The sequence below is a fragment of the Caulobacter sp. FV1ye13L genome (genome assembly GCF_058681155.1).
Window position 1 is genome coordinate 3277940 of sequence record NZ_CM178732.1, and the last position, 26613, is coordinate 3304552.

21 protein-coding genes and 1 tRNA gene are annotated in these 26613 nt (G+C 67.1%); 15 read left to right on the plus strand and 7 right to left on the minus strand.

Annotated features, from left to right (window positions below; genetic code table 11):
• The first annotated feature begins 42 nt into the window (after positions 1-42).
• The 3 genes from ACW176_RS15950 to ACW176_RS15960 all read left to right on the plus strand — a co-directional run bounded on the left by ACW176_RS15950 (position 43) and on the right by ACW176_RS15960 (position 3241).
• Complete coding sequence (locus tag ACW176_RS15950; protein ID WP_492109834.1) at positions 43-885, plus strand: hypothetical protein; 843 nt, start codon at positions 43-45, stop codon at positions 883-885.
• Positions 882-2741 carry an ABCB family ABC transporter ATP-binding protein/permease gene (locus ACW176_RS15955; RefSeq protein WP_492109835.1) on the plus strand — a complete coding sequence of 620 codons (1860 nt, stop codon included), beginning with the start codon at positions 882-884 and terminating at the stop codon, positions 2739-2741. The genes ACW176_RS15950 and ACW176_RS15955 overlap by 4 nt, the downstream gene beginning before the upstream one ends.
• 62 nt (positions 2742-2803) lie before the next feature.
• A complete protein-coding gene (locus tag ACW176_RS15960; protein WP_419317009.1) occupies positions 2804-3241 on the plus strand; it encodes a VOC family protein in 438 nt (145 codons plus the stop codon).
• Between the two features lie 6 nt (positions 3242-3247).
• Here ACW176_RS15960 and ACW176_RS15965 read toward each other — a convergent pair whose 3' ends face one another.
• Both ACW176_RS15965 and ACW176_RS15970 read right to left on the minus strand, forming a co-directional pair.
• Positions 3248-3652, minus strand: a complete 405-nt coding sequence (locus ACW176_RS15965; RefSeq protein WP_492057318.1) for a hypothetical protein — start codon at positions 3650-3652, stop codon at positions 3248-3250.
• A 231-nt stretch (positions 3653-3883) separates the two neighbouring features.
• Positions 3884-3958: transfer RNA gene (locus ACW176_RS15970), tRNA-Asn, on the minus strand.
• Between the two features lie 293 nt (positions 3959-4251).
• Between ACW176_RS15970 and ACW176_RS15975 the strand changes: the two genes are divergently transcribed.
• The 6 genes from ACW176_RS15975 (at position 4252) to ACW176_RS16000 (ending at position 13744) form a co-directional block, all read left to right on the plus strand.
• A complete protein-coding gene (locus tag ACW176_RS15975) occupies positions 4252-4824 on the plus strand; it encodes a protein-L-isoaspartate O-methyltransferase family protein (RefSeq protein ID WP_419316948.1) in 573 nt (190 codons plus the stop codon).
• A 150-nt stretch (positions 4825-4974) separates the two neighbouring features.
• On the plus strand, positions 4975-6411 hold the full coding sequence (locus ACW176_RS15980; protein ID WP_492109836.1) for a TolC family outer membrane protein: 1437 nt from the start codon (positions 4975-4977) through the stop codon (positions 6409-6411).
• A 129-nt stretch (positions 6412-6540) separates the two neighbouring features.
• Positions 6541-7068: a pole-organizing protein PopZ gene (gene popZ / locus ACW176_RS15985; RefSeq protein ID WP_492109837.1), complete on the plus strand. Its 528-nt coding sequence runs from the start codon at positions 6541-6543 to the stop codon at positions 7066-7068.
• 150 nt (positions 7069-7218) lie between these two features.
• Positions 7219-10053, plus strand: coding sequence for a valine--tRNA ligase (locus ACW176_RS15990; protein ID WP_492109838.1), 2835 nt, complete (start codon positions 7219-7221; stop codon positions 10051-10053).
• Between the two features lie 1553 nt (positions 10054-11606).
• Complete coding sequence (locus ACW176_RS15995; protein ID WP_492109839.1) at positions 11607-13358, plus strand: class I adenylate-forming enzyme family protein; 1752 nt, start codon at positions 11607-11609, stop codon at positions 13356-13358.
• 20 nt (positions 13359-13378) lie between these two features.
• Positions 13379-13744: an iron chaperone gene (locus ACW176_RS16000; RefSeq protein ID WP_492109840.1), complete on the plus strand. Its 366-nt coding sequence runs from the start codon at positions 13379-13381 to the stop codon at positions 13742-13744.
• Positions 13745-13766: 22 nt separating this feature from the next.
• On the opposite strand, the gene ACW176_RS16005 is transcribed toward ACW176_RS16000, so the two are convergent.
• Entirely contained in the window at positions 13767-15251 is a 1485-nt protein-coding gene (locus ACW176_RS16005) for an amidase (protein ID WP_492109841.1), read from the minus strand.
• A 100-nt stretch (positions 15252-15351) separates the two neighbouring features.
• Here ACW176_RS16005 and ACW176_RS16010 point away from each other — a divergent pair, with 100 nt between their 5' ends.
• The gene (locus tag ACW176_RS16010; protein ID WP_492109842.1) at positions 15352-16083 is read left to right on the plus strand and encodes a TlyA family RNA methyltransferase; all 732 of its coding nucleotides are present in this window, start codon (positions 15352-15354) and stop codon (positions 16081-16083) included.
• A gap of 64 nt (positions 16084-16147) precedes the next feature.
• On the opposite strand, the gene ACW176_RS16015 is transcribed toward ACW176_RS16010, so the two are convergent.
• Positions 16148-16768: a hypothetical protein gene (locus ACW176_RS16015; RefSeq protein ID WP_492109843.1), complete on the minus strand. Its 621-nt coding sequence runs from the start codon at positions 16766-16768 to the stop codon at positions 16148-16150.
• 258 nt (positions 16769-17026) lie between these two features.
• Here ACW176_RS16015 and ACW176_RS16020 point away from each other — a divergent pair, with 258 nt between their 5' ends.
• Genes ACW176_RS16020 through ACW176_RS16030 form a run of 3 tightly spaced genes read left to right on the plus strand, consistent with a single transcriptional unit; the run spans position 17027 to position 20409 of the window.
• A complete protein-coding gene (locus tag ACW176_RS16020) occupies positions 17027-18259 on the plus strand; it encodes a class I SAM-dependent RNA methyltransferase (protein WP_492109844.1) in 1233 nt (410 codons plus the stop codon).
• 7 nt (positions 18260-18266) lie between these two features.
• Positions 18267-19331 (plus strand): class I SAM-dependent methyltransferase, encoded by a 1065-nt coding sequence (locus ACW176_RS16025; protein ID WP_492109845.1) that lies wholly within the window; start codon positions 18267-18269, stop codon positions 19329-19331.
• 58 nt (positions 19332-19389) lie between these two features.
• Positions 19390-20409: an acyltransferase family protein gene (locus tag ACW176_RS16030; RefSeq protein ID WP_492109846.1), complete on the plus strand. Its 1020-nt coding sequence runs from the start codon at positions 19390-19392 to the stop codon at positions 20407-20409.
• 133 nt (positions 20410-20542) lie between these two features.
• Here the strand turns inward: ACW176_RS16030 and ACW176_RS16035 are convergent, their stop codons facing one another.
• Positions 20543-21628, minus strand: coding sequence for a PA0069 family radical SAM protein (locus ACW176_RS16035; protein WP_492109847.1), 1086 nt, complete (start codon positions 21626-21628; stop codon positions 20543-20545).
• Between the two features lie 79 nt (positions 21629-21707).
• Here ACW176_RS16035 and ACW176_RS16040 point away from each other — a divergent pair, with 79 nt between their 5' ends.
• On the plus strand, positions 21708-22196 hold the full coding sequence (locus ACW176_RS16040) for a glycosyltransferase (RefSeq protein ID WP_492109848.1): 489 nt from the start codon (positions 21708-21710) through the stop codon (positions 22194-22196).
• A 105-nt stretch (positions 22197-22301) separates the two neighbouring features.
• On the opposite strand, the gene ACW176_RS16045 is transcribed toward ACW176_RS16040, so the two are convergent.
• Positions 22302-23804, minus strand: coding sequence for a lytic transglycosylase domain-containing protein (locus ACW176_RS16045; protein ID WP_492111951.1), 1503 nt, complete (start codon positions 23802-23804; stop codon positions 22302-22304).
• Positions 23805-23912: 108 nt separating this feature from the next.
• Positions 23913-24731, minus strand: coding sequence for a uracil-DNA glycosylase (locus tag ACW176_RS16050; RefSeq protein WP_492109849.1), 819 nt, complete (start codon positions 24729-24731; stop codon positions 23913-23915).
• Positions 24732-24897: 166 nt separating this feature from the next.
• Here ACW176_RS16050 and ACW176_RS16055 point away from each other — a divergent pair, with 166 nt between their 5' ends.
• On the plus strand, positions 24898-26571 hold the full coding sequence (locus tag ACW176_RS16055; RefSeq protein WP_419316926.1) for an electron transfer flavoprotein-ubiquinone oxidoreductase: 1674 nt from the start codon (positions 24898-24900) through the stop codon (positions 26569-26571).
• Positions 26572-26613: the final 42 nt, after the last annotated feature.

A 26613-nucleotide genomic window follows, 5' to 3' on the forward strand; every position in this document is an offset into this window, starting at 1 on the left:
TGTAGAAGCCGGCGCGGTTGGTTGCGCCGACATGAGCTTTGCATGATCAGGATTCGCACCGCCCGTTTCAAGTCGATGCTCGCCCGAGGCGGCGTGATTGGGCTTCTGGCCGGCGCAAGCCTGGCGCTCACGGCCTGCGACAGCGGCCGGCGGGACGACTGGCGCCCGAAGGCCGCGCCCGCCTCGACCCAGGCCGACGCCTCTGAAGCCGGCTATATCGCGCCGCCTAACGTCAAGCAGGCCGTGCAGGGACCCGCAGGTCTGATGCTGAAGGGCGAAGGCGCGCCCGACGGCAGCGTGCGATTGGGCGCGCCGACCGGCGAGGCGTTGGTGGGCCAGATCGACGCGCTCGGGCAATGGAGTCTGACCGTCCCGCGCAGCGATCGTGTTCGCCTGTATGGCCTGTCGATGACCCGCGGAGGCCGCACAGTTCAGGCCGAGGGCTATGTGATGGTCACGCCTGAAGGCGAAGTGGCCCTGCTGCGGGCTGGCTCAGGCGCCTGGCGCCTGGCGTCCGGCTCTTCGTCGCCCACCATCCTGGCGGTCGATGTCGATCCGGAGGGCGGGGCGGTGATCTCGGGCATGGCCACGCCGGGGGCAGGTCTGGGCGTTCGCGTCGACAGGACGCCGCGCGCCGTCGGGCAGGCCGCCGAGGATGGGCGCTTTTCTCTGTCGCTCAGCGAAACGCTGGGCACCGGCGCGCATGACATTCAGGTCAGCGGCGAGGGCGGCGAGCAAAGGATCAGGATCGTGGTCTCGCCCGCGGCGTCGCTTGTTGATGGACCGGTTCGCGCCCAGCGCGTCGATACCGGATGGCGCGTTGACTGGATGACGCCGGGCGGAGGCGTGCAGACCACCCTGATCATCCAGGCCTCAGGCTCATGAGGGGTTTCGGCTCGGCGCCGTCAGCACGCCAGGCGGTAACAGGTGCGATCGCGCCGCCTGCCGTCCGTGTTCGCTTCTGGAGCGCGATGGGCGATCTGTTCCGGCTGGTGCTGCGATCCAAAGCGCCAGGGCTTCGCTGGCGGGTCTCAATGGCCCTGGTATTCACCCTGATCGGCAAGGCCCTGGGCGTTCTGGCCCCACTGCTGCTGGGTGCGGCGGTCAATCGACTGGCGGCAGGGCAGGGTGTTGCGACGAGCGTCACCTGGACCTTCGCAGGCCTGGCGGCGGGATGGGCCCTGGTGCGCTTCATCTCGGCGGCGGCGCCGCAGGCGCGGGACGCCGTGTTCACGCCCGTGGCCCAGGCGGCCCAGAACCAGGCGGCTGTTGAGACCTTTGCCCACGCCCTCTCGCTGTCGATCGACTTTCACCAGTCCAAGCGCACGGGATCTCTGTCGCGGGTGATCGACCGGGGCGCGCGGTCCATGGATTTCCTGTTGCGCAGCCTGGTCTTCAACCTGGGGCCGACCGCCATCGAGTTGCTGATGGCCGCTGCCGTGCTGGCCAAGGCCTATGACTGGCGGTTTGCCGCCATCGCCCTGCTGACCGTCGGCGTCTACGGCTACATCACCTTTGCCATCTCGGACTGGCGTATCGGTCATCGCCGCGCGCTGAACGAGGCCGACGCCGAGGCTGCGGGCCGGGCGGTGGACTCCCTGATCAACTACGAGACCGTCAAGTCCTTCGGCGGCGAGGACCGCGCGGTCGGTGGCTACAAGAGCGCGCTCGACGTCTATGGCGACGCCCAGGTCAAGGCGACCAACTCGCTGACCGTGCTCAACACCGTGCAGGCGGCGGTGATGAGTCTGGGTCTGGGCGCTATGGCCGTCCTGGCGGGAACCGAAGCCTCGGCCGGGCGCATGGGGCCGGGCGACGTCACGGCCGCCGTGCTGATCCTGATCAATCTTTACGCGCCACTCAACATCCTGGGCTTTGCCTATCGCGAGATCCGCCAGTCCTTCATCGACATGGAGGCCATGCTCGATCTGCGCCGGCAAAGCGCCGACGTGGCCGATGCGCCGGACGCCGTCGACCTGCCGCCCCGCGCCGACCAGCGCGGCGGCGCCGTGGTGTTCGAGGCCGTATCGTTCCGCCATGGCGCGCGGTCCGAGGGGCTGAAGGATGTCAGCTTCTCGATCCCGCCGGGAACCACGGTCGCGATCGTCGGGCCGTCGGGCGCGGGAAAGACCACGCTGGTGCGCCTGGCGCTGCGAATGATCGACCCGCAGTCGGGCCGGATCACCCTGGACGGCTGTGATCTGCGCGATCTCCGTCAGGCGTCGCTGCGCCGCGCGATCGCTCTGGTGCCGCAGGATGTGGCCCTCTTCAACGACACGGTGCTCAGCAATATCGGCTTCGCGCGGCCCGAAGCGACCGAGGCTGAAATCTGGGCGGCGGCGGAGGCCGCCGAACTGGGTGAGTTCATCCGCAATCTGCCTGAAGGCATGGCCACCAAGGTCGGTGAGCGGGGGTTGAAACTGTCCGGCGGCGAGCGCCAGCGCGTGGGCATCGCCCGGGCCCTCCTGGCCCAGCCGCGGGTGCTGATCCTCGACGAGGCGACCAGCGCCCTGGACAGCCGCACCGAGGCGGCCATCCAGGAGACCCTGCGCAAGGCCAGGGCGGGCCGCACCACGCTGGTGGTGGCCCATCGCCTCTCGACCATCGCCGACGCCGACGAGATCGTCGTCCTGCGTCGCGGCAAGATCGTTGAGCGCGGCGCCCATGCTGCTCTGCTGGAAGCCGGTGGCGAGTACGCGGCGCTCTGGCGACGCCAGACCCGGGAAAAGCCGGCGACCTGACCGCCCTTCGCGCGTTGGCGTCGAGGGGCTATATCCATCGCACACAGTCTGGGAGTTTCGCCTTGCGCTATCTGCACACCATGGTCCGCGTCCGTGATCTGGACGCTTCGCTGCGGTTCTATTGCGAAGGCCTGGGCCTGACCGAGATGTACCGGATGGAAAACGACAAGGGCCGCTTCACCCTGGTGTTTCTGGCCGCGCCGGAAGATGTCGAGCTGGCCAAGGCGCGCCAGGCGCCGCTGGTCGAGCTGACCTATAATTGGGATCCTGAGGACTATGACGGCGGCCGCAACTTCGGTCACCTGGCCTACCGGGTCGATGACATCTACGAGACCTGCCAACGCCTGATGGACATGGGCGTGATCATCAACCGACCGCCGCGCGACGGCCACATGGCGTTCGTGCGCTCGCCGGACAATATCTCGGTCGAATTGCTTCAGGACGGCAACCTTCCGGCCGCCGAGCCCTGGGCGTCGATGCCCAATATCGGGGCCTGGTAGGTCCGGTCAGGGGCGGGCCGAGGCCAGCTCTTCAAGTCGGCGGCGGGGATGATCGGCGATAGCCGCCCAGACCAGCTGCTCCAGGCGCAGGCGATAGGCGGCGTCATAGCCGGCCGTGAAGGGCGACTGGCCGGCGCCGGGCGGATCGGCCGCGATGGCCCGCGCCAGCTGCTTTCGGGCCAGCACGGCTTCGCGATTGATAGGGGGCTCCATGCGCTCCGTAGCGACCCAGCTGTCCAGCTCGATCGTGGCCTTGACGGCGGTCTGGATCAGGGCGGGCAGGGACTGAATGTCCTGGCGCACCTCGATCTGCAGGGCCGGCGCGACGGACTTGCTATCCGCGATCTTGAAATGGAGCGTGCCCACAACGCGCTGGAGGGTCGCGGGCCAATGGTCGTCGGCAGTGATCATGGTTGAGCCATAGCGCCGACGACAGCGTCGGTGAAGGGTCGCGTAGCGCTGTTCGTTCGGTCATGGAACCCGGCTGCGAGCAAGTGCTCCGGCGCGGCCCTCAAATTGGGGAAAGCTTCCGCAGAGACGCAAACTCAAATGCGCTTCAACTGCGCGAACCGAGGATCTGCAAGGTCTGGGGAGAGAAAGCGCGGCCTTCGCCGAAGCGAAGGCCGCTGCTCAAGCCGGAGGTGGCTCCGCGGGTAGGATTCGAACCTACGACCAGCCGGTTAACAGCCGGCTGCTCTACCACTGAGCTACCGCGGAACAGGTCGCCTCAGGAAGAGGCCGGGTGATAGCCGCCTCATTGACTCGGCGCAAGCGCCTTCGAACAAAAAAACAGCCCGGCTTGTGGCCGGGCTGTGGAAAGTCAGTGATGGTGGGGTGTCTTCAATGAAGACAGCTGAAAACTGCGCCTTTATGGTTAATCGGATCTTAATTTCAGCCACAACCAAAAGGTCGCAGCCCACCGTTCCGCGCCTTTGCAAGCGTTCGCATTGCCTTGGGGGGAGGGGCGGACCTATAAGCGGCGCGAACGTCTAGTCCGACCGAGGGATTCCATGAGCACCGATTTCGCCGCCGCGCGGCTGAACATGGTGGAAAGCCAGATCCGCACCGCCGACGTCACCGACCTGCCCTTGCAGGACGCGTTGCGCGTTGTAGCCCGCGAGGCTGTGGTCCCGGCCGGCAAGGCCTACCTGGCCTATGCCGACGCCGAGGTCGAATATGCACCCGGCCGCTGGCTGCTGCGCCCGCGCGACGTGGGCAAGCTGCTGCAATTTCTCAAGCCCCGCGCGGGCGAGAAGGCCCTGGCCATCGCCGCGCCCTATGCGGCGGCGGTTCTTGAGGCCATGGGGCTTTCGGTCACCCGTCTGGATGGCGACGATTTGAGCAGCCCGGCCGGCTTTGGCTATGACGTGATCATTTGCGAAGGTGCGGTCGGCGCGGCTCCGGTCGGCTGGACCAAGGCCCTGGCGGTCGGCGGCCGTCTGGGCGTTGTCGAACGGAGCGGCCCCGTGGGGCAGGCGACGATCTATGTGCATGCCGAAGAAGGCGTGGGCCGCCGCAACGTGTTCGACTCGACTCCGCCCTTGCTGGCGGGTTTTTCCGCCGAGCCCGGTTTCGCGTTCTAGCCCGGACCGGACGGGATCTTTTTCGTTGTGGAAGCATGCTCGCAACGTGAGCGTGAAAAAAGCTTAACTGGCGGCCGGTGGCGCTCAGCCCTACACGCGATCATATATAAGTGCGGGCGCGAGCTTCGCGTGTCTTGGGGATAGAACTTGATGTCGAATAGCCGTCGGGCCGGATTGTTGGCCGCCGCTTGCAGCTTGGGCCTGATGGCCGGCTTTGTGTCCGCCGCCCAGGCCGAGACGCTGACCAACGCTATCGCTCTGGCGTACCAGACCAATCCCACGCTGCAGCAACAGCGCGCCAACCAGCGCGCCACCGACGAAAGCGTCGTGCAGGCCAAGACCGCTTTCCGGCCGACGGCCAGCCTTTCGGCTGACCTGACCGGGTCGCAGAGCGATTCCAGCGGCGGTACGCGCGTCGAGACCTCGGGCAGCGGCGCGACCCTGTCGATCAGCCAGCCGCTCTACACCGGCGGCAAGGCCAGCGCCAACCTGACCGCCGCAGAAGCCGACGTGCTGGCGTCGCGCGAAGGTCTGCGCAATGTTGAGCAGAACGTCCTGATCGGCGTGATCCAGGCCTATATCGATGTTCGGCGCGACCAGGAGCGTCTGCGTATCTCGCAAGAGAATGTCGAGGTGCTGGGCCGGCAACTGGACGAATCCAACGCCCGCTTCGAAGTGGGCGAGATCACCCGCACCGACGTCGCCCAGTCGCAGGCGCGCCGCGCTGCGGCTCAGGCTGCGCTGAGCTCGGCCCAGGCCCAGCTTTCCATCAGCCGCGCCAGCTATGCCGCGATCGTCGGCCAGAACCCGACCGATCTGGTCGCCGAGCCCTCGCTGGCCGCCTTGCTGCCGCCGACCGTGGAGCAGGCCTTCGACGCCGCCGAAAACAACAATCCGCAAGTCGCCGCCGCGCGCTTCAACGAACGCGCCGCAGCCGCTCGTGTGGCCTCGGCGCGGGCTTCGCGCCGTCCGACCGTCTCGGCCCGAGCGCAACTGGGTTACGACGCCAGCGAGACCAATGGTCGTGGCGACCAGTTCGCCGACTATGACCGCCAGATCACCGGGGCCGTCAGCGCGTCGATCCCGCTGTTCACGGGCGGTCTGATTTCCTCACAGGTCCGCGCCGCCGCCGAGCGCGAAAACGCCGCTCGCATCGCCGTGGAAGGCGCCAAGCGCACGGCCCTGCAGTCGGTCTCGAACGCCTGGAGCAATCTGCTGGCCTCGCGTTCGAACCTGGTTTCGAACGAAGAGCAGGTTCGCGCCGCCCGTATCGCCTTCGAAGGCGTGCGTCAGGAGCAGCAGGTCGGTCTGCGCACCACCCTGGACGTGCTCAACGCCCAGCAGGAAATGCGCTCGGCCGAGCTGGCCCTGGTCTCGGCCCGTCGCGACGAGTACCTCGCCAGCGCCGCCGTGCTGCAGGCCATGGGCGCGCTCGACATCGCCGCCCTGGCGCCGGACGTGTCCCGCTACGACCCCAAGACCTCGTACAACCGCGTCAACCACGCCCTAGGCTGGGTGCCGTGGGAGCCGGTGGTGCAGGTGATCGACAAGGTCGGAGCACCCTCCACCAAGCCGTCCTCGAAGTAAGCCTCACCGCGTCGATTTCGCCCACCTGCGATCCTTGCGCTTGCTTAAGCTGCTCAAGTCTGCACCATCGGGGGTAAGCGCCCTTTGGGTGCGCAAGGATTCGTACCTCTTTACCGACGGCCCCCGCACATGTCCGACCAGAGCTCCCAAGAACCGACAATGGAGGAGATCCTCGCCTCCATCCGGCGCATCATCTCCGAAGATGACGCACCGGCGGAGCCCGAGGCGCCGGCTCCAGCACCTGCCCCGGCTCCCGAGCCTGAACCTGAGCCTGCGTATCAGGAGCCGGTTGAGGACGACGTGCTGGATCTGACCGATCCGATCGCACCCGAGCCGCTCGAGAGCGTCGGTGACTTGGACGTCTATTCGCCGCCGACTCCCGAGCCAGAACCCGCCTACACGCCGCCCGCTCCGGCGTTCAATCGCGACGAAGTGGCCGAAAACCTGGTTGGCGATCACGCCGCCGGTCTGGCCGCCAGCGCCTTTGGCAGCCTGAGCTCGGCCCTGCTGATGCCCAAGGACGGCCGTACCTTGGAAGACGTAGTGCGCGAACTGCTGCGCCCGCTGCTCAAGGAATGGCTCGACCAGAACCTGCCGCGCATCGTCGAGGCCAAGGTCGAGGAAGAAGTCCACCGCATCGCGCGCGGTCGCGGCTAAGATCGGTTCGCGCCCTGGCCCTGGCCGGACGCGGACCTCGAAACCTGAAGGGGCGGTCGCTGTGGCGGCCGCCTTTTTCCGTTCAAATTCTTCCTGAATCCAGGTCGCCCGGTTTCGCGCGGCGGCCGCAGATGGCATACCCGCACCGCCATGCTTGACAAGACCTTCGATCCCAAAGCCGTCGAACCCCGCCTGTACGCCGCCTGGGAGGCCTCCGGGGCCTTCAAGCCCAGCGAGGACCCGAACGCCGAGCCGTTCGTGATCGTCATCCCGCCACCGAACGTGACGGGCTCGCTGCATATCGGCCATGCGCTGAACAACACGCTGCAGGACGTGATGACGCGCTTCCACCGTATGCGCGGCAAGGCCGCCCTGTGGCTGCCGGGCACCGACCACGCGGGCATCGCCACCCAGATGGTGGTCGAGCGCCAGCTGGCCGCCGCCGGCAATGTGGGGCGCCGCGACATGGGCCGCGAGGCCTTCGTCGAGAAGATCTGGGAATGGAAGGCCGAGAGCGGCGGCACGATCGTCAATCAGCTGCGCCGCCTGGGCGCCAGCTGCGACTGGTCGCGCGAGCGCTTCACCCTGGATGAGGGCCTGTCGGCCGCCGTCCGCAAGGTGTTTGTCCAGCTGTACAAGGACAAGCTGCTCTATCGCGACAAGCGCCTGGTCAACTGGGACCCCCAGTTCCAGACCGCCATCTCCGACCTCGAGGTCGAGCAGAAGGAGGTCGACGGCGCCTACTGGCACTTCGCCTATCCGCTGGCCGACGGCGTCACCTATCAGCACCCCATCGCCTTCGACGACGAGGGCAAGGCGACCGAGTTCGAGACCCGCGACTATATCGTCGTGGCCACCACGCGCCCGGAGACCATGCTGGGCGACACCGGCGTGGCCGTTCATCCGACCGATGGCCGTTACAAGGACCTGATCGGCAAGTTCGTGACCCTGCCGATCGTCGGCCGCCGCATCCCGATCGTCGCCGACGACTATGCCGACCCGACCAAGGGCTCGGGCGCGGTGAAGATCACCCCGGCCCATGACTTCAACGACTTCGGTGTCGGCAAGCGGGCAGGGCTGGAAGTCATCAATATCCTGACCGTCGAAGCCAAGCTGAATGACAGCGTCCCGGTCGACTATGTCGGCCTGGACCGCTTCGTGGCGCGCAAGGCCATCGTCGCCCGCGCCGAAGAAGAGGGCTGGCTGAAGGAGATCGAGAAGACCCGGCACATGGTCCCGCACGGCGACCGTTCGGGCGTGGTCATCGAGCCCTTCCTGACCGACCAGTGGTATGTCGACGCCAAGACCCTGGCCCAGCCGGCCCTGAAGGCCGTCGAGAACGGCGACACCGTTTTCGAGCCCAGGCACTGGGAAAAGACCTATTTCGAATGGCTGCGCAACATCGAGCCCTGGTGCGTCTCGCGCCAGCTGTGGTGGGGCCACCGGATCCCGGCGTGGTTTGGTCCTGAAAACCCGAAAACCTATGGCCGGGAGCACCCGTCGTATCAGGAGATTTTCGTCGCAGAGACGGAAGAGGAAGCTCTGGCGGAGGCTCGACAATTCTATCCGGGGATTGAAGTCACCATAGCGCAATCCTCCGAGGAGTATCGTGAGTGGCGGTACGGTGGGTATGTTTATGGCTCGGACATGCCGATCAAGATCTACCGCGACGAAGACGTCCTCGACACCTGGTTCTCCTCGGCGCTGTGGCCGTTCTCCACCCTGGGCTGGCCCGAAAAGACCGAGGACCTCGCGCGCTTCTACCCGACCAGCACCCTGGTCACCGGCTTTGACATCATCTTCTTCTGGGTCGCCCGGATGATGATGATGGGCATTCACTTCATGGGCGAAGTCCCGTTCAAGCAGGTGTTCATCAACGCCCTCGTCCGTGACGAGAAGGGCGCCAAGATGAGCAAGTCCAAGGGCAATGTCCTGGACCCGCTGGTCCTGATCGACGAACTGGGCTGCGACGCGGTGCGCTTCACCATGACGGCGATGTCGGGCCAGGCGCGCGACATCAAGCTGTCCAAGCAGCGCATCGAGGGCTATCGCAACTTCGGCACCAAGCTGTGGAACGCCTCGCGCTTCGCCCAGATGAACGAGTGCGTGCGGGTCGAGGGCTTCGATCCTTCGACCGTCCAGCAGCCGATCAACAAGTGGATTCGCGGCGAGACGGTCAAGACCGTCGCCGAGGTGACGCGCGCCCTTGAAGCGCCGTCGTTCGATGCCGCCGCCAGCGCGCTCTACAAGTTCATCTGGAACGTGTTCTGCGACTGGTATCTGGAACTGGCCAAGCCGATCCTCAACGGCGACGACGCCGCCGCCAAGGCCGAGACCCGCGCCACCGCCGCCTGGGCGCTGGACGTGATCCTCAAGCTGCTGCACCCGGTGATGCCGTTCATCACCGAGGAGCTGTGGGACAAGACCGCCGAGTTTGGCCCCAAGCGCGACGGCATGCTGATCTCGGCCCAGTGGCCGGAGCTGCCGGAAAGCTGGATCGACGCCGACGCCGAGGCCGAGATCGGCTGGCTGGTCGACACCGTCAGCGAGATCCGCTCGGTCCGCGCCGAGATGAACGTGCCCCCGGGCGCCAAGCCGCCGCTGACCCTGATCGGCGCCAGCGCCGAGACCAGGGCCCGCCTGGTCCGTCACCGCGACCTGCTGCTGACCCTGGCGCGCCTCGACAGCGCCCGCGAAGCCGACGCCCCGCCGACCGGCGCGGTGCCCTTCGTGCTGGGCGAGGCGACCGGCGCCCTGGCCATCGCCGAGTTCATCGACCTGGCGGCCGAGAAGGCCCGCCTGACCAAGGAAATCGCCGGCCACGCCGTCGACATCGACAAGGCCGCCAAGAAGCTGGGCAATCCCGACTTCCTGGCCCGCGCCAAGGAAGAGGCGATCACCGAAAACCGCGAACGCCTCGCCGAAGCCGAAGCGGCCAAGGCCAAGCTGGAAGCGGCGCTCTCGCGGCTCGCGGCGGTCGGGTAGGGGTCTGTCAGACAGCCGCCACGGTTCTATGAACTTGGGGCGGCTGTCAGGCCTCCGTGGCTGGATCCGGCCCGCCGGTTTGATTGATGGTCAGCGCCAGCCTGCGGTCGTCGGATAGCGGACGGTCACGACTTCCGAGAAGGGTGGAAACCGGACCCGCCTTCAGCCATCGTACTGGCCTCAGGCGAGTGCAGGCGATGATCCATCACAATCGCGAAGTTTGGTTTCGGCGCGTATGGCTATGGAGCTCGACAGTCGTTCATTGGAAGGGAGCGGCGGTCATTCTCGCGAGCTGCTTCGCTGGGGGCGTAGCCTTCTGGATTGGTGACGCGGTAGGTCTGCTGTGGCTAGGCCCTCTGGGACTAATCTTGGCCGTGGGGTGGGGCTTCGTCATGGCTGAGCGCCATATGGATCGCCCGCTCTAAGCGAACAACCGCTCAGGGTCGGAAGCAGATATTGGCGCCTGCCCCGAAAGCGGACGCCCGCGTCCCGCTCATCCTTAAATCTCTTGGAGGCTGCAGCGTGCCGGACTGGAAAGGTCTGTCCGCCGACACCGCCTCCGGCGGCCGCGTCGCGGCGACGCGGAGCGTCGTCCTTGAGAGACCATTCCACTCCGGCGATCGTCTCGCCGTGAGATTCGAGGATGGCTCCCTTCGGCGCGAAGGGGGGCGGGCCGCCAGTCCAATAAATCACCGTCATCCCGGGGCTTGTCCCCGGGACACATGGTTCAGCTTCCACTGAGCGCCTGGGTTCGCTCCGTCCTTGCGGCGGACAAATGGGTCCCGGGGACAAGCCCCGGGATGACGAGATTTTAGGAGGAGAACGGGGATAGAGGGCGCTTTATCCCCGTCCTTTCCGGGGCTGAGTTCAACAAAATCAACCGCTTGTAAAATAGTTGATCGCGCCAATCCTCGGAGCCCAAACCTCCCGCATAATCACAGCTGTCCCCGTCGCAAGGGGAGGGCGCGTGGTACCGGCCCAAAGCGGCGATGGGGATGGAGCTGAGCGGGGCCGCGACGCCCTGGAAGGCGGGTCGAGGTGTGCGGGCTGTCTCAGAAGGACGGACCAAACGCTGAGTGGCTCGTCGGCCGGGTGAACGCGGGTCGAAGAGGGCGAGGGATCGTAAACCCGCCTATCGCGCATCGTCGGCGTCGAGACGGTTAGCCGATTGACGGGATGCGCGCCCGTACGGGGGCTCTTGGGTATCAGAGCTGAAAGACGCTCGCTTGGCCCGATCCTCACGCAAGAACAGCTTCTGCGAAGCGGACAGGTCGAGCCGAAACGCAAAACACACATCACGGTCATCCGGGGTCGCCCCGGCCGCTTCGCGCCTCCCCAACGAACTCAGCGAGTGATCGCGTGAGGCGCCGCCCCATGCCTGCCAAGGGGGCTTCAGGCGCCACGGACACGGGCGCATTCCCCGAGGGTAAGTCGCATAACTTATCATTGTTCCCTTACGTCTCGAACAGACGTTTGCATCGCGTCGCCTGCTGTGCTTTCTCGCTACCGAACGCGCTCATTGAATAAGGCGCGACCACACCGGGAGAGTAACGATGACCCAGGCCACCCCCGCTTCCATCCCGTGGCCCGCCATGTCGGTTCAGCAGGCCTACGCCATGATCACCCAGCCGGGCACGGCGGGGGAGATGGAAGAGGTCGAGATCCGCGGCGTGAAGACCCGGGTCTGGAAAAATGCTCCGCCGACCCTGCGCGACACCTTGGTCATGGGCCGCACCCATGGCGAAAAGATCTTCCTGATTCATGAGGACGAGCGGGTCAGTTTCGAGGCCTTTTATCGCGCCGTCACCGTCTTCGCCGCCGAGCTGGCAGCCAGGGGCGTGCAGAAGGGCGACCGCGTCGCCATCGTCATGCGCAACCTGCCCGAATGGCCGGTAGCCTTCTACGCCGCCCTGTCAATCGGCGCGATCGTCACGCCGCTGAACGCCTGGTGGACGGGCGCCGAGCTGGAATACGGCCTGCTGGATTCCGGCGCCAAGACCCTGGTGGTCGATGTCGAGCGCTATGAGCGCCTGACCGAGCACCTGCACAACTGCCCCGAGCTGCAATGCGTCTATGTGAGCCGGTCTCCAGAGGAGATCAGCCACCCCTATGTGACGCATCTGGAGACGGTGATCGGCGGTCCCAATGACTGGGCCGGGCTGGACGAGCAGCCCCTGTCGACCGTGCCGCTGACGGCCGACGATGACGCGACCATCTTCTATACGTCCGGCACCACGGGCAAGCCCAAGGGCGCCATCGGCACCCATCGCAACGTCAACAGCAACATCTTCGCCGCCGCCGCCGCCGGGGCGCGCAGCTTCCTGCGCCGGGGCGAGGCGCCGCCCGAGCCCGATCCCGATGGCCCGCAGCGCGGCTCGCTGATCTCGGTGCCGTTCTTCCACGCCACCGGCTGTTTCGCGGTGCTGAACCCCTCGCTGTTCGGCGGCGCCAAGATCGCCATGATCCGCAAGTGGGATCCCGACAAGGCCATGCAGCTGATCGAGGACGAACGCCTGACCCAGATCGGCGGCGTGCCGACCATCGCCTGGCAGATCATCGAGCATCCCAACCGTGAAAAGTACGACCTGTCGTCGGTCGAGGCCGTGTCCTATGGCGGCGCGCCCTCGGCGCCCGAACTGGTGCGCAAGATCAAGGAAATCTGGCCCAAGGCCTCGCCGGGCAACGGCTGGGGCATGACCGAGACCTCGGCCACCGCCACCAGCAACTCGGCCGAAGACTATGAAAACCGTCCCGACAGCTGCGGCCCCGCCGTGCCCGTCACCGACCTGAAGATCATGACCGTCGAGGAGCCGCATCGCGAGCTGCCGATCGGCGAGGTGGGCGAGCTGTGGTGCCGTGGCCCGCAGGTGGTTCGCGGCTACTGGAACAAGCCCGAAGCCACCGCCCAGACCTTCATCGACGGCTGGGTGAAGACCGGCGATCTGGCCCGCCTCGACGCCGAGGGCTTCTGCTTCATCATCGACCGCGCCAAGGACATGCTGATCCGGGGCGGCGAGAACATCTACTGCATCGAGGTCGAGAACTGCCTCTACGACCACCCTGCGGTGATGGACGCGGCCCTGGTCGGCATCGAGCACAAGACCCTGGGCGAAGAGCCGGCGGCCGTGGTCACCCTCAAGCCGGGCGCCCATGCCACCGAGGCCGAGCTGAGAGCCTTCGTCGCCGAACGCCTTGCGGCCTTCAAGGTGCCGGTCAAGGTGGTGTTCTGGCACGAGACCTTGCCCCGCAACGCCAACGGCAAGATCATGAAGAACGAACTCAAGAAGGTGTTCGTCGAGGGGTAGGCCCCTCTCCGGAGGCGACCATGGTCCAGTCGAGGGCGGCGAGCGTCGATGACTTCATGTCGGAGGTCTCGCCCGACCGCCGCCCGGCGCTGGACCGCCTTCGATCTCTGTGCCGCGAGACCTTCGGGGCCGACAGCGAGCTGATGGCGTTCGGCATGCCGGCCTATGGCGACGCCAAGGCCCCCTGGATCGCCTTCAACAGCCAGAAGCAGCATATCGCGCTCTATGCAGGGCAGGGGGCGATCGAGCGCTTCGGCGAACGCCTGGGCGCGGCTAGCTGCGGCAAGGGCTGCATTCGCTGGCGCAAGCCCGACAGGATGGACTTCGACCTCATCGCCGAGATCCTGGCCGATGTGCAGGCGCGCCAGGCGAGCGGGTGCGCTTGACGCCCCCGCTCGCCCCGTCGACCTAGAGCGAGGTCGGCGGCTTGCGATGGGCCCAGGGCTGAGCCGCCTCCAGCTGATAGGCCAGCTGGAACAGCAGCTTCTCGGCGCCAATGCGGGCGGCGAAGTGCACCCCGACCGGCAGGCCCGTCGCCGTCCAGTGCAGGGGGACGCTCATTGCCGCAGCGCCGGCGACATTGTGCACCGGCGTGTAGCCGACATAGTACATCAGGCGGGCCTGCAGCGTATCGAACTGCACCGAGCCGCCGACGAAGCCCAACTCGGCCGGTGGGCTGCCCAGGACGGGCGACAGGATCAAGTCATATTGGGTCAGCCAGGTGTCGTAGGCCTTGGCCGAGGCCTGCAGCCGGCCGACGGCGGCCTCGATGTCACCCGGCTTCAGGCCGGCGACCAGGTCGGCCATGCCCAGGGTGAAGGGCTCCAGCACCGTGGCGTCGGCCTTGCGGCCTATGGCCTTGCTGACGCCGGCTGCAAGTTCGGCGGCGCCGGTGGACCACAGGGCGGTGAAGTCCCGGCTAAACTGGGCTCCGTCCATGGGCCAGCGCGTGGGTTCGACGTGGTGGCCCAGGCTGGCCATCAGCTTGGCAGCGCCCTCGACGGCGGCAATGACCTCGGCATCGGGCTTTTGACCGGTGCCGGTCTCGAACAGCAGGCCGACCTTCAGCCGCTTCTTCAGGGGTTCGGTGACCACCCCGACCGGCGCAAAGGGCGAACCCGCCGCCGTGCGCTCGCTGGCCGCGAACAGGGCCGCCGAATCGCGCACGCTGTGGCTGACGCAATGGGCCACGGAGAGATCGACACCGCGGTCGCCTGGTCGGCCCTGGATCATCCGACCGCGCGAAGGCTTGAGACCAAACAGACCACAGTTGGAGGCCGGGATGCGGATTGAACCGCCGCCATCGCTGGAATGGGCGAAGGGCACGATCCCGGATGCGGTCGCCGCCGCTGCGCCACCGGATGAACCGCCTGAGGAATGGTTCAGGTTCCAGGGATTGCGCGTGGGCAGAAAACCCATCGGCTCGGTCGTCGGGAGGAAGCCGTATTCCGGCGTCGTCGACTTGCCGATCACGACCAGGCCCGCCCGGTCATAGGCGTCGACAAAGGCGGTCTGCGCCTTTTCAGGCTGCGCGCCCATCGAACTGCGCGAGCCATAACGCGTTGGCAGGCCGGTATAGGCGTCCAGGTCCTTGATCAGGAAAGGCACGCCGGCGAACGGGCCGGAGAGCTGCCCCCCCTTGGCCTTGTCCATGGCCCGGTCGAAGTCGGAGGTGACGATGGCCCCGACCTTGGGCTGCAGGGCCTCGGCCTTGCGGATGGCCTCTTCGACCACCTCGGCGACGCTGACCTCCTTGCGACGGATGCGGCCGGCGATCTCGGTGGCGTCGGGCGTCCAGGCGGGCTGACTGGCGGACTTGGGCTTGGCCTCGACGGAGGGCGCGGCGGCGATCGCGGCAGAGGCGGCCAGCAGGCCGCGGCGACTGAAGTGCATGAAAATTCCTCCCAGGCGACCGGCGTCTTGGCGCGCCGGTGAACGGCGTTCAGTTGAACCTGAAGCGACCGCGACCGCAAGTCCGTGCTAGAGGCGGTCCATGACCCGTAGACGTGTAGATGTTCTGATGATGGAGCGCGGCCTGTTCGACAGCCGCGCCAAGGCCCGTGAGGCCATCGAGGCCGGACTGGTGCGCGCCGATGGCGTCGTCGTCCTCAAGCCCTCCGAGATGGTTGAAGAGCACGTGTCGATTCGCGCCTCGCTGGCCCATCCCTGGGTCGGGCGTGGCGCGCTGAAGCTGGTTCACGCCCTGGACCTCTGGCCCATTGCGGTCGAAGGCAAGGTGGCCATCGACGTCGGCGCCTCGACCGGCGGTTTCACCGAGGTGCTACTGTCGCGCGGCGCGGCCAAGGTCTATGCGGTCGATGTGGGGCGCGAGCAGTTGCATCACAGCCTGGTCAATGACGAGCGGGTGGTTGACCTGTCCGGCACCGACGCCCGCATCCTCGACACCAGCTGGATCGAGGAAGATCCCGAGCTGATCGTCAGCGACGTCAGCTTCATCTCGATGACCAAGGCGCTTCCAGCCGCCCTGGCCCTGGCGCCGGCGGGCGCCGACCTTGTCACCCTGGTCAAGCCGCAGTTCGAGGCGGGGAAAGGCCATGTCGGCAAGAACGGGCTGGTCAAGGATCCCCAGACGATCGCTCGCGTCCGCCGCGAGATCGTCGACTTTCTCGAAGAGGCGGGCTGGACCGTGATGGGCGAAGACGAAAGCCCGATCACCGGGGGCGACGGCCAGGTCGAGAGCCTAGTCTGGGCGCGCCGCCGATAGGAAACGGCCGCTCACGCGAGGCGAGCGGCCGTCTGCCGTGCAGTCAGGTCAAGGGCTGGCGAGCCTAGTCGACAACCTGGAAGCGGCCCTGGGCGTCGGGGCAGACGCGCACGAAGCGCTTCTGGACGCGACCGTCGGGCAGGTAGATGGGGCTCTCGGCCAGGGTGCAGCCATTGATGTCGGCCGAGCGCTGATCGACCCGATAGGAATAGGAATCCTGCCGATAGGCGTCGCGGTCGGCCTCCCGACGCGCGTCCTCGTAGCGAGGATCCTCATAGGGGCGGGCGTCATAGCCATTGTCGTAGCGATTATAGGCGGTCGGCGGCGGAGGCGGCGGGGTCGCGCCCGGGGCGCAGGCCGCCGAGTTCCTGCCGATCTTGCTGCCGATCACCGCGCCCAGCAGGCCGCCCAGGACGGCGCCTTCGGTCTTGGCGCCATTGCCCGCAACGCTGCCGCCGATCGCCGCGCCCAGACCTGCGCCGGCCAGACCGCCGCCCGTGCCGCGCTGCGTCGTGCTGCGGCGGCAGGGATCGTAATAGTAGCCGTTGTTGTCATAGGCGCCGCCCCGATAGCTGGACTGGCCATAAGCCTGGGCGCTGGCGAAGGTGGGAGCGAAAGCACCGGCGGCGACGGCCGCGATGGCGGCGCACAGAGCGATCTTCATGGTCGGCGTCCTGTTGGTCATGGCGACTCTCTCAAGCTTACTGATGGCATTTTTAGGTCAGCCGAAAGTACGCCCCGCCGACCCGAAACTGCACCATGATCGCGCGAACATGAACGCTCGTTGAGCGAGGTGTTCATCTTCGTCCATGCCAAGAGGCCCTTTTGAGGGTATGGACACCCGCGAAGGGGCCATCGGGCCTCCGCGTCCGGGGCCCGCATAGCCCATGGGCTTGAAAGGGCGGGTTCCGTTGATGGTTCCCGCCGCGAGATTGGATACGGAATGCGTGAAGTGATCATCGACGCGGTCGGCGCCCAGGGCGACGGCATCGTCCGAGACGGCCCGGTGTTTGTCCCCCTGACCCTGCCGGGCGAGCGGGTTCGGGTGAAGATGGACGGTTCGCGCGGCGAATTGCTCGAGATCCTCGACGCCAGCCCCGACCGCGTGACGCCAACGTGCCGGCACTTTGGCGAATGTGGCGGCTGCACAAGCCAGCACTGGGCCCAGCAGCCGTATCTGGACTGGAAGTCCGAGCTGGTCCGCGTCCAGCTCTCGCACGAGGGCCTGGAGACGGAGATCCTGCCGATCTTCGCGGCTCCGCCCGCATCGCGTCGCCGCGTGGCCTTGCACGCCCGGGGCGGCAAGGGCGGCGTGCGCCTTGGGTTCAAGGAGCGGCGCTCCTGGAACCTGGTGAAAATCGAGGAATGCCCGGTCACCGACCCGCGCCTGGTCGCCGCCTTTCCGGCCCTGGCGCGCCTGGCCCAGCCGTTCCTGGAACATCCCAAGTCAGCCCCGACCCTGCATGTCACCCTGACGGCGACAGGCCTGGACATCGACATCACCGGCGTCGAGGCAAAGAGCGGCGGCCTGTCGGCTGACGCCCGGATGGTGGCCGCCATGGCGGCCAGCGACGGTGACTTCGCCCGCGTCACCCTGGCCGGCGAGGTCGTTTACATGGCCCGTCAGCCGCTGGTGAAGCTGGGACCCGCTGTCGTGGCCCTGTCGCCCGGCAGCTTCCTGCAGGCCGTGCCGCAGGCCGAGAAGGCCATGGTGGCCTTCGCCGTCGAGGCGGCCCAGGGCGCGACCCGGATCGCTGACCTCTATTGCGGCGCCGGCACCTTCACGTTCCGCCTGGCCGAGATCGCCGCAGTCTACGCCGCCGATTCCGCCGCCCTGGCTGTGGCCGCCCTGAAGTCCGCAATTGGCGGCGCGCCGGGCCTCAAGCCGATCACCGCCGAGGCCCGCGATCTGGTCCGTCGCCCGATGCTGACCATGGAACTGGCCAAGACCGAAGTGGTGGTGATCGATCCGCCGCGCGCCGGCGCCTACGAGCAGACCGTCGAGATCGCCAACTCCAAGGTGGCCAAGGTGGTCAGCGTTTCGTGCAATCCCGCGACCTTCGCCCGGGACGCCCGCCTGCTGGTCGACGCCGGCTTCACGCTGGAAAAGGTGCTGCCGGTAGACCAGTTCGTCTGGTCGCCCCATATTGAACTGGTCGGGGTCTTCACGCGATGAGGCAGCCATGGACGATCAGGCCATCGAGCGACGTGAACGCAGCGCCTTCGCGCTAGACGCGGTCGGCCAGCGCGCCAAGGCTGCCGCCAAGGCTGCCTGGTGGGGCGCCGCCGGCGGGCTGGCCCGCGCCATCACCCAGCCGACCCGGGGCGAGGCGGCGCGACGCTTCCAGCCCGCAGGCCCGCCGGTCTCGACGGCGCGGCTGCGCCGGGTCTATCTGGAGGCGTTCGAGAAGGACGCCCGCGACGTCGCCGCGGGGCTCTACCCGGCCGTGGAAGACGCGCCGACCCGGCCGGTAAAGTCGCTGCTGGGCGCCCTCGACTTTCTGGTGGACGCCCGCGCCGTCGATCAGCGCCGTCGCCGTGGCGATGGCGTCGAGGTCAGGTCTGAGGCTGAAACCGAAGCCTATCCAAACTATTATCGCCAGAACTTCCATTACCAGTCTGGCGGCTGGTTCACCGCCGAGAGCGCCCGGCGCTACGACGCCCAGGTCGAGGCGCTGTTTGCCGGAACGGCCGGAGCCATGCGCCGGCGCGGGCTGTCCCTGCTGGCCAGGCATTGGCGTGGCCTGGATCATCGCGACCTGCGCATCGTTGATGCGGCCTGCGGGGCCGGGGCCTTCCTGCGCGACCTCAAGGCGGCCTTTCCGCGCGCCGCCCTGGCAGGTCTGGACCTGTCGCCGGCCTATCTGACCCGGGCCCGGCGACGCGCTGGAGTCGGGGTGGTGCAGGCCAATATCGAGACCCTGCCGTTCGCCGACGGGTCGCTGGATGCCGTCAGTTGCGTCTATCTGTTCCACGAACTGCCGCCGCGTGTGCGGCCGGTCGTGGCGGCGTCGATCGCCCGGGTGCTCAAGCCCGGCGGCGTTCTGGTCTTCGTCGACTCGGTGCAGCCGACCGACGAGCCCGACCTGGTCCGCCTGCTGGAAGCCTTTCCGGCCTATTTTCATGAGCCTTACTATTCGACCTACGCCCAGACCGATCTGGCGGCCCTGTTCAGCGGGGCCGGTCTGCGACTGATCAACGAGGATCGGGCTTTCCTGACCAAGGCGATGTTGTTCGAGAAAGCCTGAGGCTGGACGGACGGCCCCGGGCGCGGCACTAAGCGGCCCTGTATCGGGGGCGAGCGCGTTGGGGCAATCGATCGACGGCGGGCGTCGCTATGAGGCCCTGGACGGCCTGCGCGGCATCGCGGCGGTTGGGGTGCTGCTTTACCATCTGGGGGGCTGGACCTATCGGCCCTGGTTGATGGCCCATGGCTATCTGGCCGTGGACTTCTTCTTCTGCCTCAGCGGCTTTGTCCTGGCCCACGCCTATGGCGCGCGCGCCATGAGCTGGGGGGACTTCATGCGGGCGCGCCTGATCCGGGTCTGGCCGCTGATCGCCGTTTCGATGGTCGCCGGGGCCCTGGTGATGATCGGGCATCGCGACAGTATCCTGATGTGCCTGCTGATGGGGCTTCTGGTCTTGCCCAGGATCTGGGTCAGCGACGAGGACAGCTTCTCGCCGCTTTTCCCTTTGAATCCGCCGGCCTGGTCACTGTTTCTCGAGTTGCTGGCCAGCGCGCTGTGGTTCCCAGCGCGACGTCTGGCGACCCTTTGGCTGGTGCTGGTCATTGTCGTTTCGGGCGGGGTGCTGATCGGCATCGCCTATGGCATGGGCGGGGTGCAGACCGGCTGGGATCGGGCCACCTACTGGATCGGCGTCATCCGCACGATCTTCCCGTTCGCCCTGGGCTGGGCCTGCTATCGGATCCAGGCCTACGTGCGGCTGTCGGCCCCGGCCTGGCTGCTGGCCCTGGTGCTGCTGGCGGTGCTGGCCGTTCCGCCGATGGACTATACCGCGACCTATGATCTCGTCTGCGTGGCCGTGGTGTTTCCGCTGATCGTACTGCTGGGGCATCGCGATCCCGAAGGCCGGGCCGGAGCGATCTGCCGGTTCAGCGGCGAGATCTCCTATCCGCTGTATGCGCTGCACTGGGTGCTGTGGGAGCTGCTGCTGCGCGCCTTCCGCGCGGCGGGCGGCAAGGGCTATCCCGGCCTCTTCCTGGCGGTTGCGGTTGTCTTGATCATCGCCGGCGCCTGGGGCGTTCTGAAAGTCTATGACCTTCCCGTGCGCCGCTGGCTGAAGGCGCGCTGGTCCAGAGCCTGAAAACTTTCGCCCGGCCGCTGTCGTCGGCGCCGGGATCGGCTGACGCAGGACGCGGGCCAGGCGCGTCGAATATCCGAGCCGAAAGTTTCCGTTCGTCAGGGTGTTGTGGCGAAATTCGGTGGAGCCGGTCGCGCTAGAACAGGCTCATCTGGTCGCCGGCCTTGGCTGGGACCTTGAACGCTCCGGCATCCATGCGCTGCACCGGCGCATCCAGCCCGAACCGTCGCCGGGCGACATCAAACCGCTGGCTCATCACCTCGGCCACCGGGCCTTCTCCGGTCATGCGCGTGCCCCATTCCGAGGCATAGGCCGCGCCGCCGCGCATCTGGCGCACCAGCGACATCACCCGCTTGGCGCGGTCGGGATGATCGGTGGCCAGCCACTGCTGGAAAAGGTCGTTGATCTCCAGCGGCAGACGCAGGGCGACATAGCCGGCCGAGGTCGCCCCGGCCTCGGCGGCGCGCTGCAGGATCGCCTCCATTTCGTGGTCGTTCAGCGAGGGAATTGAGGGCGCGAACATCACGGTCACCGGCACGCCGGCGGCGGCCAACTGGCGAATGGCGTCAATGCGGCGCTCGGGCGTGGCGGCGCGCGGCTCCATGCTGCGAGCCAGCCTGCGGTCCAGCGTGGTGACCGACACCGCCGCCCGCACCAGGCCCGCCTTGGCCATGGCCCCCAGGATGTCGAGGTCTCGGGTGATCAGGGCCGACTTGGTGATGATCGTGAAGGGGTGGTTGAACCGCGCCAGGGTCTCGATCACCGCGCGGGTGACCCGAAGGGTCTTTTCCTGCGGCTGATAGGGGTCGGTGTCGCCGCCGATATGGATGACCTGAGGCTTGTAGCCGGGCTTGGACAGCTCGCGCTCCAGCAGCTTTCCGGCCTCCGGCTTGAAGAACAGCTTGGATTCGAAGTCCAGGCCCGGCGACAGACCCAGATAGGCGTGGGCCGGTCGGGCGTAGCAGTAGATGCAGCCGTGCTCGCAGCCCCGATACGGATTGATCGAGCGATTGAAGCTGATGTCGGGGCTGTCGTTTTTGGCGATGATGGTCTTGGACTTCATCGGCTGGATGGAGGTGGTCAGCGGCCGCGCCGCCTCGTCCTCCTCGGTCCAGCCATCCTCGAAGGCCTCGGAGCGAAAACTCTCGAACCGGCTGGTCTCGTTCGACCGCGCGCCGCGGCCTCGAAGGTCAACGCGGTTCATGTGAGCTGGGGCGGGCATAGGCTGACCCTAGCTTTGAATGGAGAACATAACAAGAACCAGACTTGACCAATGGGCCTGACGCCGTGAAGCAGGAGGCATGATCACCGTCGTTATCCCCACCCACGACAGCGCCCACCTGATCGGGCCATGCCTCACCAGCCTTGTGACAGCGGCGGTCGACGGTCTGGTCCGCGAGGTGGTGCTGGCCGATAGCGGCTCCACCGACGACACCCTGGATATCGCCGAGGACTGCGGCGCGCGGATCGTGGCCGCCGGCGACGATGTCGGGGCGCGTCTGGCGGCGGCCTGTGAGCGCCCCCGCGGCGACTGGCTGATGCTGCTGGAGCCGGATGCGATCCTGCCGGAGGGCTGGCGCGCGGTGGCGGAAAAGCAGATCAATGCCGGCTGGGACAAGGCGGCCAGCCTGCCGCGTCCGGGCCTGCCGTGGTTTCGCCGGCCGTTCACGAAGCCGCAGGGCCTATTACTCTCGGCGCGACGCTACCAAGCCAGTGGCGGTTTTCGCGCCGGCGATACGGGCTTTGCCAGACTGATCGGCGCGGTTGGCGCCAAGCGGATCGTCTGGTGACCTGGAGCAAAGGTCGCCATGATTGAATCATGACGTTTGCTCTAGATTCTCGTTTTGACGCGTTATTTCGGCGGCGAACCGGTATCCACTTCGCCGAATAACGCTCTAGAGGTCCAGACGGAAGTCGATCTCGCGCGCGCCCAGGGCCACGGCGTCCAGGGTGCGGGTCTCGGCGCCCATCAGCCGGCGATAGGTCCAGTACGAGGCCACGACCTTCTCGACATAGTTGCGCGTCTCAACAGCCGGCAGGCTTTCGATTAGCAGCAGGCTGTCACAGTCGGCGCCCAGCTGGGCCTGGGTCTTGAGCAGGGTGCCGGGGCCACCGTTATAGGCCGCCACGGCGCGCAGCATGTCATTGCTCTGCAGGCCGCGATCCATCAGCCAGGTGAAATAGTCCTGACCGACCCGCAGGTTGAAGGCCGGGTCCAGCAGGGGCGTGTTGTCGGCCAGCAGCTTGTCGTCGCCGGCGGCGCGGGCGGCGGCGATCGGCATCAACTGCATCAGGCCCACCGCGCCGGCGCCGGAGACCGCCGAGGGGTCAAAGCGGCTCTCCTGGCGCACCAGGGCGTAGACCATGGCCTTGTGGATGGTGAAGCCGCCCTTGGGCTCCAGCGGGGGCAGGGGATAGTCGTCCGAGCCGAGGCGGGCGACGGGGCGACCGGCATTCAGCGGCGCGCGGGCGTTCAGGGCCAGGGTCAGGCTCATCCAGTCGCCGCGCGCCTTCTCGGTCCCGGCCAGTGACAGGCCGGCGCGCAATTCCTGGCCGGCCTCGGCCCAGCGGCCGATCTGGGCCAGGGCGGCGGCGCGGCGGGCGCGGTCGTCGGCGCTGAGCAGGCGGTTCAGTGACGTGATGTCCGGGCCGTCATAGCTGAAGCGACTGATCAGGGCGGCGATCGGATCGTCGGGATCGTTGGGCAGGGCCACCCCGGCCAGGGTCAGCTGGCGGGCGGCGATCATGCCGTAGAAGGTGTTGGGCGAGCGGGCGGCTTCGATCAGCGCCTCGCGGGCGTCGGCGCTGCGACCCGCCGCGCTGGCGGCGCGGGCGGCCCAGAAGGCTCCGGCGGCGCGCAGCCAGTCATCCTGGCTTTCGTCGCGGGCCACCTGGTCGAAATAGTCCTGGGCCTGGGCGTGCTGGCCCAGGCGATAGGAAGCCAAACCCGCGATCCAGCGTTCGCCGCTGATCTGGGCCAGGGTCAGGGCCCTGGCGATGTCGCCGGAATAATAGGCCTCGCGCGCGCCGCGCGCCTTGTCGGCCGGCGGCGGCCCTTTCTCGGTCGCAACAAACAGGGCCGGCGGGCGCGGGGCGGGGCCCTTGGCCGGCTTGCGCTTGACGGCCAGCGTATAGACCTTGTCGGCGCCCGACTGGTCGCCATAGGCCTTCAGCCAGCCGGTCAGGTCTTCGTATTCGGCGGTATAGGCGCGGGGGTGCATGACCTTGGCATAGGCCAGACGGCCAGCCAGGCTTTTGTCGCGGGCGTTGGCGAAGGCCGCCTCGGCGGCGTCGAAATCACCGCGCTCGGAGGCCGAGAACGCAGCGCGATAGTAGCGGACGTCATCCTTGGTGAGCGGCTCGAGGCTGGATGCGTGGGCGCCGATGGCGGCGCCCATACACAGGACAAGGGCCGAGAGCACGGCCAGAGGGCGAGCGATGAGCTGCAATGCGTATCGCGCTTCCCGAAGGCGGCGCGTCCCCGTTCCGACTGGTCGACCAGAGTCCTAGTGGGGACGCTCCGGACGATCAAGTCTTTCGGTCAAGGTCAGCAGATCCTGCCAGGCTTTCTTCTTGGCCGCCGGCTGCCTGAGCAGGAAGGCCGGATGCAGGGTCGGGAGAGCCGGCAGCTCCCTTGCGCCGTCCGACGAGGTCCATTCGAACCAGCGGCCCCGCAGCGACAGAATGCCTTCGTCGCGCTTGAGCATGGCCTTGGCCGAGGCCCCGCCGATCAGCAGCAGCATCCTGGGGTTCACCAGGGCGATGGCGCGTTCGAGGAACGGCGCGCAGACAGCCTGTTCCTGGGGGGTTGGGGTTCGGTTGCCCGGCGGTCGCCAGAAGACGGTGTTGGTGATGAAAACGCGGTCGGTCAGGCCTGAGGCCTTCAGCATCCGATCAAGAAGTTGCCCGGCGCGACCGACAAACGGCTGCCCCTGCGCGTCTTCATCGGCGCCGGGGCATTCGCCGATAATCATCAGCGGCGCGTCGCCCGGACCGCGCGACACCACGGCCTGCCTGGCGCCCTGGGTTTTCAGCGAGCATTCGTCGAAGGCGGCGATGGCGGCGGCCAGGGCTTCCAGGTCCTGGCAGGCGGCGGCCGCTGCACGCGCCTGGGCGATCGCCGTCGAAACATCGGGCGAGGCGTTGGAAACCAGTATCGGACGCGCTGCGGCCACGACGGCGGCAGGCTGGCTCTTGGCGCGCAGCAGGGCCGCACCTTCGGCCAGACGGTCGATCGGCGCATCCGAATAGGTGGCGTCGACCCCCGCATCCGCCCAGAAGGCGAGCAGGCTTTCGACGGCGCGCGGATCGACGGCGAGGCTCATGCTGATACCCATAGCGTGATCTTTGTCCGCTCTCCACGCTGCGCCGCAACAAAAGTCAGCGCTTTATCCTTGACCGCCACTGCGTCACGTTCGGATAAGGTCAGATTCAAACAGTCATAAGACGGGCGCCATCCACGCAAGCGATGGCCCCGGGGCGGGAGATCCCATGAGCGAAGTCCTCGAACGCGAGTCGATGGAATACGACGTCGTCATCGTCGGCGGCGGCCCCGCCGGCTTGTCGGCCGCCATTCGCCTCAAGCAGTTGGCCGCCAAGGCTGGCACCGAGATTTCGGTCGCCTTGCTGGAAAAGGGCTCCGAGGTCGGCGCGCACATTCTTTCCGGCGCCGTGATCGACCCCAAGGCCCTCAACGAGCTCTTCCCCAACTGGAAGGAAGAGGGCGCGCCGCTCGAGACGCCGGTCACCAAGGATCGCTTCCTGATCCTGGGTCCGCAGGGCGAGCTGTCTCTGCCGATGTTCGCCCTGCCGCCGTTCATGCACAACCACGGCTGCTACATCGCCTCGCTGGGCAATCTGACGCGCTGGCTGGCCGGCAAGGCCGAGGAGCTGGGCGTCGAGATCTATCCCGGCTTCGCCGCCTCCGACATGGTCTGGAACGACGACGGCTCGCTGAAGGGCGTCGTGGTCGGCGTGGTCGGCATCGCCAAGGACGGCGAACACAAGCCCGATTACCAGCCCGGCATGGAACTGCACGGCAAGTACGTGTTCATCGCCGAGGGCGTGCGGGGCTCGCTGGCCAAGCAGCTGATCGCCAAGTTCGACCTGCAGGCCGGCAAGTCGCCGCAGAAGTACGGCATCGGCATCAAGGAACTGTGGCAGGTGCCGCCCGAGAAGCACCAGCCGGGCCTGGCCGAGCACACCACCGGCTGGCCGCTGGACGACAAGACCGGCGGCGGCAGCTTCATGTACCACTTCGGCGATAACTACGTGTCGATCGGCTATGTGGTGCACCTGAACTACAAGAACCCGTGGCTTTCGCCGTTCGACGAGTTCCAGCGTTTCAAGCACCACCCGACCGTCAAGCCGCACCTCGAAGGCGGTCGCCGCATCTCCTATGGCGCGCGGGCCATCACCGAGGGCGGCTATCAGTCGATCCCCAAGCTGACCTTCCCGGGCGGGGCGCTGATCGGCTGCTCGGCCGGCTTCGTCAATGTGCCCCGCATCAAGGGCAGCCATAACGCCATGAAGACCGGCATGCTGGCCGCCGAACAGGCCTTCAAGGCCCTGGCCGCCGGCCGCGCCAGCGACGAGCTGGTCGAGTACCAGACGGCGTTTGAGAAGAGCTGGGTCGCCAAGGAGCTGAAGGTCGTCCGCAACGCCAAGCCGCTGCTGGGCAAGCTGGGCACCTTCTTCGGCGGCGCCGCCGGCATGTTCGACATGTGGTGCACCCACCTGACGGGCGGCTTCTCGTTCTTCGGCACCATGAAGCACGACAAGACCGACGCCGCCTCGACCGAGCTGGCCAAGGACCACAAGCCGATCGTCTATCCCAAGCCCGACGGCGTGATCAGCTTCGACAAGCTGTCTTCGGTGTTCCTGTCGGCCACCAACCACGAGGAAGACCAGCCGGCTCACCTGACGCTGAAGGATCCGTCGATCCCGATCTCGGTCAACCTGCCCAAATATGGCGAACCGGCGCGGCTCTACTGCCCGGCCGGCGTCTATGAGGTGCTGTACAACGAGCAGGGGACTGATCCCCGCTTCCAGATCAACGCCCAGAACTGCGTCCACTGCAAAACCTGCGACATCAAGGATCCATCGCAGAACATCGTCTGGACCACGCCCGAAGGCGGCGGCGGCCCCAACTATCCGAACATGTGACGACAAGGGCCTCCTGATCCAACCGATCGGGAGGCCTTTTTG